Annotated in this window: 10 protein-coding genes; 7 read left to right on the forward strand and 3 right to left on the reverse strand. The window is 71.9% G+C overall.

Translation table 11 applies throughout. From position 1 onward, the window contains the following. Positions 1 to 157: 157 nt before the first annotated feature. On the forward strand, positions 158 to 1,042 hold the full coding sequence (locus KBY47_RS33275; protein WP_210927865.1) for a glycoside hydrolase family 19 protein: 885 nt from the start codon (positions 158 to 160) through the stop codon (positions 1,040 to 1,042). Between the two features lie 27 nt (positions 1,043 to 1,069). Here KBY47_RS33275 and KBY47_RS33280 read toward each other — a convergent pair whose 3' ends face one another. Further along, complete coding sequence (locus tag KBY47_RS33280) at positions 1,070 to 1,528, reverse strand: pyridoxamine 5'-phosphate oxidase family protein (protein WP_210927867.1); 459 nt, start codon at positions 1,526 to 1,528, stop codon at positions 1,070 to 1,072. Positions 1,529 to 1,724: 196 nt separating this feature from the next. On the opposite strand from KBY47_RS33280, the gene KBY47_RS33285 reads away from it, so the two are divergent. Continuing rightward, positions 1,725 to 2,120 carry a VOC family protein gene (locus tag KBY47_RS33285; RefSeq protein WP_210927869.1) on the forward strand — a complete coding sequence of 132 codons (396 nt, stop codon included), beginning with the start codon at positions 1,725 to 1,727 and terminating at the stop codon, positions 2,118 to 2,120. Between the two features lie 38 nt (positions 2,121 to 2,158). Next, positions 2,159 to 3,229 carry an adenosine deaminase gene (locus KBY47_RS33290; RefSeq protein WP_210927871.1) on the forward strand — a complete coding sequence of 357 codons (1,071 nt, stop codon included), beginning with the start codon at positions 2,159 to 2,161 and terminating at the stop codon, positions 3,227 to 3,229. On the opposite strand, the gene KBY47_RS33295 is transcribed toward KBY47_RS33290, so the two are convergent. Both KBY47_RS33295 and KBY47_RS33300 read right to left on the reverse strand, forming a co-directional pair. Then, positions 3,211 to 3,726, reverse strand: coding sequence for a DUF664 domain-containing protein (locus KBY47_RS33295; protein WP_210927873.1), 516 nt, complete (start codon positions 3,724 to 3,726; stop codon positions 3,211 to 3,213). The genes KBY47_RS33290 and KBY47_RS33295 overlap by 19 nt on opposite strands. A gap of 27 nt (positions 3,727 to 3,753) precedes the next feature. Continuing rightward, positions 3,754 to 4,650 (reverse strand): LysR substrate-binding domain-containing protein, encoded by an 897-nt coding sequence (locus tag KBY47_RS33300; protein ID WP_210927875.1) that lies wholly within the window; start codon positions 4,648 to 4,650, stop codon positions 3,754 to 3,756. Positions 4,651 to 4,762: 112 nt separating this feature from the next. Here KBY47_RS33300 and mgrA point away from each other — a divergent pair, with 112 nt between their 5' ends. From mgrA to KBY47_RS33320, 4 genes are all read left to right on the forward strand, one after another. Further along, positions 4,763 to 5,755, forward strand: coding sequence for an L-glyceraldehyde 3-phosphate reductase (gene mgrA, locus KBY47_RS33305; RefSeq protein ID WP_210927877.1), 993 nt, complete (start codon positions 4,763 to 4,765; stop codon positions 5,753 to 5,755). Between the two features lie 231 nt (positions 5,756 to 5,986). Continuing rightward, on the forward strand, positions 5,987 to 6,397 hold the full coding sequence (locus KBY47_RS33310; protein WP_210927879.1) for a hypothetical protein: 411 nt from the start codon (positions 5,987 to 5,989) through the stop codon (positions 6,395 to 6,397). 73 nt (positions 6,398 to 6,470) lie between these two features. After that, entirely contained in the window at positions 6,471 to 8,807 is a 2,337-nt protein-coding gene (locus tag KBY47_RS33315; protein ID WP_210927881.1) for an FHA domain-containing protein, read from the forward strand. A 3-nt stretch (positions 8,808 to 8,810) separates the two neighbouring features. Then, positions 8,811 to 9,317: hypothetical protein (locus KBY47_RS33320; protein ID WP_210927883.1), on the forward strand; the 507-nt coding region annotated here is incomplete at its 3' end.

Consider the following 9,317-nt stretch of genomic DNA (forward strand, 5'->3'; position numbering starts at 1 on the left):
ACCCTTGACTGGTACATACCAATGCGGGAGTGTGGCACCACCACCCCCCACCACGGCCGCCCCCACGCCGCAGCCGATCCGTCCGGTGCGTGCGCGCAGGGCCGAGGCCCGCCCCTGCCCTGCCCGGGAGCGGCCGTGCTTCGCGAAGGAGTCGCCCATGCCCCGCCGCCGTACCGCCGCCGTCCTCGCCGCCCTCGCCATCGGAGCCAGTACCCCGGTGCTGCTGCCCGCCTCCGGTGCCTCCGCCGCCGCGTGCTCCAGCTATCCCGCGTGGGCCGCGGGAAGGTCGTACAACGCGGGTGACATCGTCCGCTACACCGACGGCAAGGCCTACATAGCCGAGCACGCCAACCCGGGCTACGACCCCACCATCAGCACCTGGTACTGGGACCCCTACCCCTGTGACTCCGGCACCCCGGTCGGCAGTTTCGTGGTGACCGAGGCGCAGTTCAACCAGATGTTCCCGAACCGGAACTCGTTCTACACCTACAGCGGTCTCACCGCGGCGCTGAGCGCCTACCCCGGCTTCGCCAACACCGGCAGCGACACCGTGAAGAAGCAGGAGGCCGCCGCCTTCCTCGCCAACGTCAGCCACGAGACCGGCGGACTGGTGCACATCGTCGAGCAGAACACCGCCAACTACCCGCACTACTGCGACTGGAGCCAGCCGTACGGCTGCCCGGCGGGCCAGTCCGCCTACTACGGGCGCGGCCCGATCCAGCTCAGCTGGAACTTCAACTACAAGGCGGCGGGCGACGCGTTGGGGCTGCCGCTGCTGACCAACCCGTGGCTGGTGCAGAACGACGCCTCCGTCGCCTGGAAGACCGGCCTGTGGTACTGGAACACCCAGACCGGACCCGGCACCATGACCCCCCACAACGCCATGGTGAACGGCGCGGGCTTCGGCCAGACCATCCGCAGCATCAACGGCTCCCTGGAGTGTGACGGCCGCAACCCGGCCCAGGTCCAGAGCCGCGTCTCCAACTACCAGCGGTTCACACAGATCCTCGGCGTCGCGCCGGGCGGCAACCTGTACTGCTGACCCGGGGGCCCGGGGGAGGGGTGCGGGTCAGACGACCCACGCCCCGTCCCGCATGAGGAACCGCCCGCGCATCTCGTGCTCGCCCCGGTAGGCCTGCACCGTGCGCGGGCGGATCCGGTAGAAGGCGTACGACGCGCTGTCGCCGCGCGGGTCCCAGCCGTACTTCGCCCGCAGCCCCGCGACGGCCGCCTCCGGTGCCTTTGGGGCGGGGAAGGCGTCCACCTCGCCGTCGACGAGGACGACGTCCCGGGTGTCGCCGAAGGCCACGCGGGCCCGCCCCGCCTCACGAAGATTGCGGCCGGTGGGGTTGGTCAGCCGCGTGGACACCCACAGCGCCCGCCCGTCCCAGACGAACCAGAGCGCGACCAGGCACGGCACCCCGGCGCCATCGGCCGTGGCCACCCAGACGTCCTGCTCCCGCTCCAGCCGCTCCAGCAGCCGCCGCTTGCGCTCCGCCGGGGTGCGGGGTGTCTCGGTGATCTCCATGACCGGCACGCTAGTGATCACACGTGCGCCGCGCCTCGGGCGATGGGCCTAGGCCGCCGGACCGAGACGCCGGGCGCTGACGGAGATCCATGGGTCAACCCAGGAGCACGTCGACGATCGGGGTGGCCATGGAACTGGCGTCCACCGAGTTTTACGTATAACCTCTCGCGTCAATCACCCGTCCCGGAAGGCCGTGATGAGACGCATCGCCCTGGTCACCCTCGTCGTCGACGACTACGACGAGGCGATCCGCTTCTACACCGACGCCCTCGGCTTCCGCCTCGCCGAGGACACCCCGCGCCCGGACGGCTCCCGGTGGGTCGTGGTGGAGGCGGGTCCGGCCGACGCGGGCACGGCCCTGCTGCTGGCCCGCGGCAAGGACGGCGCCCAGCGGGCCCGGGTCGGCGACCAGACCGGCGGCCGGGTCGGCTTCTTCCTGCACACCGACGACTTCGCCCGCGACCACGCCCGGATGCTCGCCGCGGGCGTGACCTTCCTGGAGACGCCCCGGCACGAGCCGTACGGCACGGTCGCCGTCTTCCAGGACCTCTACGGCAACCGCTGGGACCTCCTCCAGCCCGCCACTATCTGAACGACCCGAGACCGCAGAAACCCGGAGTACGACCGCACATGAAAGCTACGCGCGTAGATACCGAGACCCTCCGCCGCCTCCCCAAGGCCGTGCTCCACGACCACCTCGACGGCGGCCTGCGCCCCGCGACCGTCGTGGAACTCGCGGACGCGGTCGGCCACACCCTGCCCACCACCGACCCGGACGAGCTGGCCGCCTGGTACGTCGAGGCCGCCAACTCCGGCGACCTGGTCCGCTACATCGCCACCTTCGAGCACACCCTCGCCGTGATGCAGAGCCGCGAGGGCCTGCTGCGCACCGCCGAGGAGTACGTCCTCGACCTGGCCGCCGACGGCGTCGTCTACGGCGAGGTCCGCTACGCGCCCGAGCTGATGCTGAAGGGCGGCCTGACCCTGCCCGAGGTCGTCGAGACCGTCCAGGAGGGGCTGGCCGCGGGCATGGCCCGGGCCGCCGCGGCCGGGACGCCGGTCCGGGTGGGCACCCTGCTGTGCGGGATGCGGATGTTCGACCGCACCCGGGAGACCGCCGATCTCGCGGTCGCCTTCCGGGACGCCGGTGTCGTCGGCTTCGACATAGCGGGCGCCGAGGACGGCTTCCCGCCCGCCGACCACCTGTCCGCCTTCGAGTACCTGCGCCGCGAGAACGTGCCGTTCACCATCCACGCGGGCGAGGCGCACGGCCTGCCCAGCATCCACCAGGCCCTCCAGGTCTGCGGCGCCCAGCGCATCGGGCACGGTGTGCGCATCACGGACGACATCGTGGAAGGCAAGCTCGGCCGGCTCGCGGGCTGGGTCCGCGACCGCCGGATCGCGCTGGAGATGTGCCCCACCTCCAACCTCCAGACCGGTGCCGCCACCTCGATCGCCGAGCACCCGATCACCGCCCTGAAGGACCTCGGCTTCCGCGTCACCCTCAACACCGACAACCGGCTGGTGTCCGGCACCACCATGACCCGTGAGATGTCGCTGCTGGTGGAGGAGGCGGGCTGGACGCTCGAGGACCTGCGCACGGTCACCGTGAACGCCCTCAAGAGCGCCTTTCTCCCGTTCGACGAGCGCAGGGCGCTGATCGAGGACGTCGTCCTGCCGGGCTACGCGTCCGCGCTCTGAAGCAGTCCGCGCACATAGGCGGCCTGTCCGACGTGCTGGAGATCGTCGGACAGGACGCTCACCAGCCGTACGCCCAGGGTGACCGGCGGGTCCCAGCGCTCGTCGACGATGCGCTCCAGGTCCCCGGCGGTCAGCCCGCGCAGGGCGGTGAGGGTCTGCTCGTGCACGGCGTCGTGGTAGCCGGTGAGCAGGTCACCGGAGTCGACCCGCACCTTGGCGACCTTCGCGGCGCTGTGCCCGTAACCGGTGTCGTGCCTGGGCAGGTCGAGGTTGAACCGCTTCTGCCAGTCCTGGGTGAGCCAGACCTGGTCGAGACCGAAGGCGTCGGCGATGTGGTCGTCCTGGACCCGGGTGAGGTGCCAGATCAGCCAGGAGACGGAGTTGGAGTCCGGGGAGGGGCGGGTGTTGAGGTCGTCGGGGCCGAGGCCCTCGACGGTGGCGTGGACTTCTTCCCGGATGCGGGCGTACGCCTCGATGAGGATGTCCTTGGCATGCATGGTCCCACCATGGCGCATCGCCGCCCGTCACGCGCCCCCGGAGGAGGGCTCCGCCTCCAGCAGCGTCATCAGCGCCCGCGCCGCCGGACTGGTGGCACTCGGCGGCGGCAGCAGCGCCACGGTCCGGTAGACCGCCTCGCCGGTGCCCTTCACCGGCAGCGCGGCCAGCGCGGCCCGCTTGTGCCGGAAGTGCCGGGGGACGACGGCGACTCCGAGGTTCTGCTCGACCAGGTCGAGCAGGCTGTGCACGTCGTTCACCTCCAGGGCGACGGTCCGCCGTACGCCCGCGGCGGCGAACGCGGCGTCGGTGATCCGGCGCGGCCCCCAGTCCGGGTGGAAGTCGACGAACACCTCCTCCCCGAGATTCTCGGGGGTGACGGCGGCGCCCGCGACGGCGAGCCGGTGGCCGGGGTGGCAGAGCAGCACCATCGGCTCAGCGGTCAGCGGTACGGCGGTCAGCTGTTCGGCGTCCCCGGGGCTGCGCACGGCGAACGCCAGGTCGAGGCGCCCGGCCGCGACCTCCTCCGCGAGCGCGCCGGAGCCCGCCTGCCGCAGCCGGATCTCCACGTCGGGGTGGCGGCGCCGGAACCCGGCCAGCAGCCGGGCCGTGTCGACGCCCGCGATGCACTGCTCGGTGCCCAGCGCCAGCGTGCCCCGCAGCACGCCCTGCACCGCGGCCACCGCCTCGTGCGCCGCCCGCACCTGCGCCAGGACCCGCTCCGCCTCCGCCAGCAGCGCCCGCCCCGCCTCGGTGAGCGTCACCCTGCGGGTGGTCCGCACGAACAGCGGTGTCTGGAGTTCCCGCTCCAGGGCCCGGATGGAGGCCGAAAGACCCGACTGGGAGACCATGAGCCGCTCGGCGGCCCGGGTGAAATGCTGGTCCTCGGCGACCGCGACGAAGTGCTGGAGATGGCGCAGTTCCATGATTGAGAAGCCTATCCGCTGAATTCCATCGGATTCTTCTGTTGGACTGCTGCCCGGGGCCGCGAAAGAGTGGGCCCACGGACACTGGAGTACCGGGAGTATTGGAGTCGCGTTGTACACCGCACACCCCGACCGCTACGCGGACATGCCCTACCGGCGCACCGGACGCAGCGGCCTGAAGCTGCCGGCGCTGTCGCTCGGCCTGTGGCACAACTTCGGGCCCGACCGGCCGGTGGAGACCCAGCGCGCCATCCTGCGCCGCGCCTTCGACCTCGGCATCACCCACTTCGACCTCGCCAACAACTACGGCCCGCCGCCCGGCGCCGCCGAGTCCGCCTTCGGCGAGGCGCTGGCGGCGGACTTCGCGCCGTACCGGGACGAGATGATCATCTCCACCAAGGCGGGCTATCTGATGTGGCCGGGCCCCTACGGCGAGTGGGGTTCGCGCAAGTACCTGCTGTCGTCGCTGGACCAGAGCCTGAAGCGGATGGGCCTGGAGTACGTCGACGTCTTCTACTCGCACCGCCCCGACCCGGAGACTCCGCTGGAGGAGACGATGGGCGCCCTGCACTCGGCGGTCCAGCAGGGCAAGGCGCTCTACGTCGGCGTCTCCAACTACTCCGCCGAGCAGACCCGGGAGGCCGCCCGCATCCTGGGCGAGCTGGGCACCCCGCTCCTCATCCACCAGCCGCGCTACTCGATGCTGGACCGCCGCCCCGAGGACGAGGGCCTGCTGGACGCGCTCGACGAACTCCAGGTCGGCTCCATCGCCTACTCCCCGCTGGAGCAGGGCGTGCTCACCGCCCGCTACCTGGACGGCATCCCCGAGGACTCCCGGGCGGCCAGCGACAGCCCGTTCCTGAACCGGGACGCGCTCACCGAGGACCTGGTGGCGCAGCTGCGCGCCCTCGACGACATCGCCAAGTCCCGCGGCCAGACCCTGGCGCAGCTTGCGCTCTCCTGGGTGCTGCGTGGCGGCCGGGTGACCTCCGCCCTGGTCGGCGCGAGCAGCGCGCGGCAGTTGGAGGACAGCGTCGCCGCCATCGGCAACCTGGACTTCGACGCGGAGGAACTGGCGCGGATCGACGCGGTCGTCGGCCGCTGAGCCACTGAGGCGGTGCGCCACCGGCCCCCGGCAGGGCCGCCGGTGGCGCACCGGCTCTTTCCGGCTCTTTCCGGCCAACAGGCCCCCGGAATATGCCAGGAGAGTGGCCGGAATGGCGTGGTGACACTGGTTCAAGAGTGAAGATACTCAACGTCAGGGACAGTTCACGCACAGGAGCCGTACGGAAGAGAGGCAGCACCCGCAGCGACTGACGCATCGGGGGAGGCGAACGTGCACGACGAATTCCTGTGCCACGTCACCGCGTACGGCATCTGTGACGGGCGGCGCATCGGCGTACCGCTCGGCACCTACCGGGCGCCCACCCTGGCTTTGGCCCTGTGGTGGCTGCGCGACCGCGCCACCTGGATCGCCGAGCGGCTCGACCCGCACCCCGAGCAGGAGCCGTACCCGTCGGGCGCCCTCGTCCCGGTCGCCGCCTCGGTCGCCGACGTCCCCGCGCTGCTGCGCGCCTGGTGCGGCGACATCACCCAACAGGAGCGGGTCGCCGACGAGTTGGCGGCCGGGCGGCTGGTGCGGATCGCCACCAGCGACGACACCACCGAGTACGAGCTGCTCGCCGAGTCGGTGGACGCCCTGCGCATGCAGCGCACCGCCCCGGTGCTGGTCGTGCCGGTCGCCTGAGCGGGCCCGGCCCTGGCTCCGGCCGTCACCGGTGGCCAGGCATATAAGAGGGCGAATCGGTAGAATTCCAGGCATGGCGAAGCCCGCCGGTACGACGGCACCCCAACTCGTCCTGGAGACCGATACGGGCGCGACGGTGATCAGCCCGACCCGCGACTACCACGTCGGTCGTGACCCTCTCAGCGACATCGTCCTCGATGACGCCCGGGTCTCCTGGCACCACGCGGTGCTCAGGCCCGAGGGCGATCACTGGACGCTGGCGGACGAACACAGTACGAACGGCACCTACGCCGACGGCCGCCGGGTGAGCGAGTCGGACGTCGGTCCCGGCAGCGTGCTCCGCTTCGGCAACGCCACCGACGGCCCCCGCGCGGTCCTGACCGGCGCACCGGCCCCCGTGGCGGACCGCCCCTCCGCGGTGCACCAGCCCGCGCTCACCCACACCTTCCGCCAACCCACCAACGTCCGGCCGCTGCCCACCCGCACCATCCGCATCGGCCGCGGACCCGACAACGACCTGGTCGTCGACGACCTGATCGTCTCCCGCCACCACGCCGAGCTGCATTTCCAGCCCGACGGCACCTACGAGATCGTCGACCTCGGCAGCCACAACGGCACCTACCTCAACGGCGTACGGGTGGAGATGCACGCCGTCGTCCGGCAGGGCGACATCGTCGGCGTCGGCCACTCCGACTTCAGCCTCGTCGGCGACCAGCTCCAGGAGTACGTCGACACCGGCGAGGTCTCCCTCGACGTGCAGGACCTCACCGTCGCCGTGGACCGGGGCCGCAAGATCCTCCTCGACCACGTGTCCTTCCCGGTGGGGGAGAAGTGCCTGCTCGCCGTGGTCGGCCCGAGCGGCGCGGGCAAGTCCACCCTGCTGAACGCCCTCACCGGCCAGCGCCCCGCCGACCACGGCACCGTCCTCTACGACGGCCGCGACCTCTACCACGACTACGCCGAACTGCGGCAGCGCATCGGGCTCGTCCCGCAGGACGACATCCTGCACGCCCAGCTCACCGTCCGCAGCGCCCTGACCTACGCGGCCGAGCTGCGCTTCCCGCAGGACACCGCCAAGGCCGAGCGCCTCGAACGCGTCGACGAGGTGATCCGCGAACTGGGGCTGGAGGAACGCGCCGGGCAGCCCGTGCACAGCCTCTCCGGCGGCCAGCGCAAACGCGTCAGCGTCGCCCTCGAACTGCTCACCAAGCCGTCGCTGCTCTTCCTCGACGAACCGACCTCCGGACTCGACCCCGGCATGGACCGCTCGGTGATGCACATGCTGCGCGGCCTCGCCGACGACGGCCGCACCGTCATCGTCGTCACCCACAGCGTCCTCAGCCTCGACGTCTGCGACCGGCTCCTGGTGCTGGCGCCCGGCGGCAAGGTCGCCTACTACGGCCCGCCCGACGACGCCCTGTCCTTCTTCGACTTCGCCCAGTGGCCGGAGGCGTTCGAGGCCTTCGAACGGGAGCGGGACCGGGACTGGGCCGGGCAATACCGCGACTCGCCGCAGCACCGCAAGTACGTCACCGCCACCGCTCAGCCCCAGGTGCCCCGCGAGGGCCCGGTGCTCGTCGGCCCGCCGCCCCGGCCCCGGGGCTGGACCGGACAGCTGCGCACCCTGGTGCGCCGGTACGCCGCCGCGCTCAGCGCCGACCGCACCTTCCTCGCCATCATGATCGCGCTGCCGTTCGTGATGGGGGCCATGGCCCGCGCCCTGGCGGGCGGCGAACTCACCCGGCGCACCGCGCTGAACGCGCTCCTCATCCTGTGCGTCGGCGGCGTCCTCACCGGCGCGGCCAACGCGGTGCGGGAGATCGTCAAGGAACGCGTGATCTACCAGCGGGAACGCGCCGTCGGCCTGTCCAGATCGGCGTATCTGATGTCCAAGGTGATCGTGCTCGGCACCATCACCGTGCTCCAGGCCGTGGTGCTCACCCTGGTCGCGCTGCTCGGCGTCGATCTCAACGCGCCGGGCGGGAAGGGCGTGGTGATGCCGCCCCTTGTCGAGATCACCGTGGCGGTCGCCCTGCTCGCCTTCACGGCCATGATGCTGGGCCTGCTCATCTCCGCGCTGGTGCGCAAGGAGGAGGTGACGATGCCGCTGCTGGTGCTGCTCGCCATCGTCCAGGTGGTGTTCTGCGGGGCGCTGCTGTCGCTGGACGGGGTGCCCGGCCTCCAGCAACTGGCCTGGCTGGTGCCCTCCCGCTGGGCGCTCGGCGCGATGGCCGGGACCATCGACATCTCCCGGATCGTGAACAGCGACATCACCGACGATCCGCTGTTCCGGCACGCCACGGACGTCTGGCTGCTCGACATCGGCATGCTCGTCGTCCTCTCGGCGGTCTTCGGCTTCGCCGTGGCCCGGCTGCTGCGCCGCCAGGAACCCCTCGTGATGCGGAAGTAGCCGATGAGCAGCCCCGGATTCCGGCCCACCCACGTCGTCCCCCGGGACGGCATGCCCGCCTGGGAGGCCCCCGACCCGGCCCGGCCGACGGTCTCCCTCGACCCCCTGCTGCCGGTCCGCCTCACCGACCGGCGCGGGGACTGGGGGCGCGTCGAGTGCGCCAACGGCTGGTCCGCCTGGGTCGACGGCCGCGCCCTGGTCGCCGTGCCCGACGACCCGCCCACCACCGGCGGCCCCCTGGACACCAGCGCCGACCCCCGGCCCCTGCTCACCCGCGCCGAGCAGGCCCTCGCCGGTTACCGGGCCGCCGTCGAGGAACTCGTGACCGGCGCACTCGACGGCGAGACCTTCCAGCACCGCACCCACGGTCTGCGCCTCGGCGTCGTCGCCGACGGCACGTCCCTCTGGCTCTACGACCCCGAGCGCACCCGCTGGCTCTACACCGACGGCAGGAGCCTCGCCACCTACGCCGCCGACGACACCCCGGCCACCAACCCGGCGCCCCCGCAC

Source organism: Streptomyces sp. B93 (assembly GCF_018070565.1).
Taxonomy (GTDB): Bacteria; Actinomycetota; Actinomycetes; order Streptomycetales; family Streptomycetaceae; genus Streptomyces.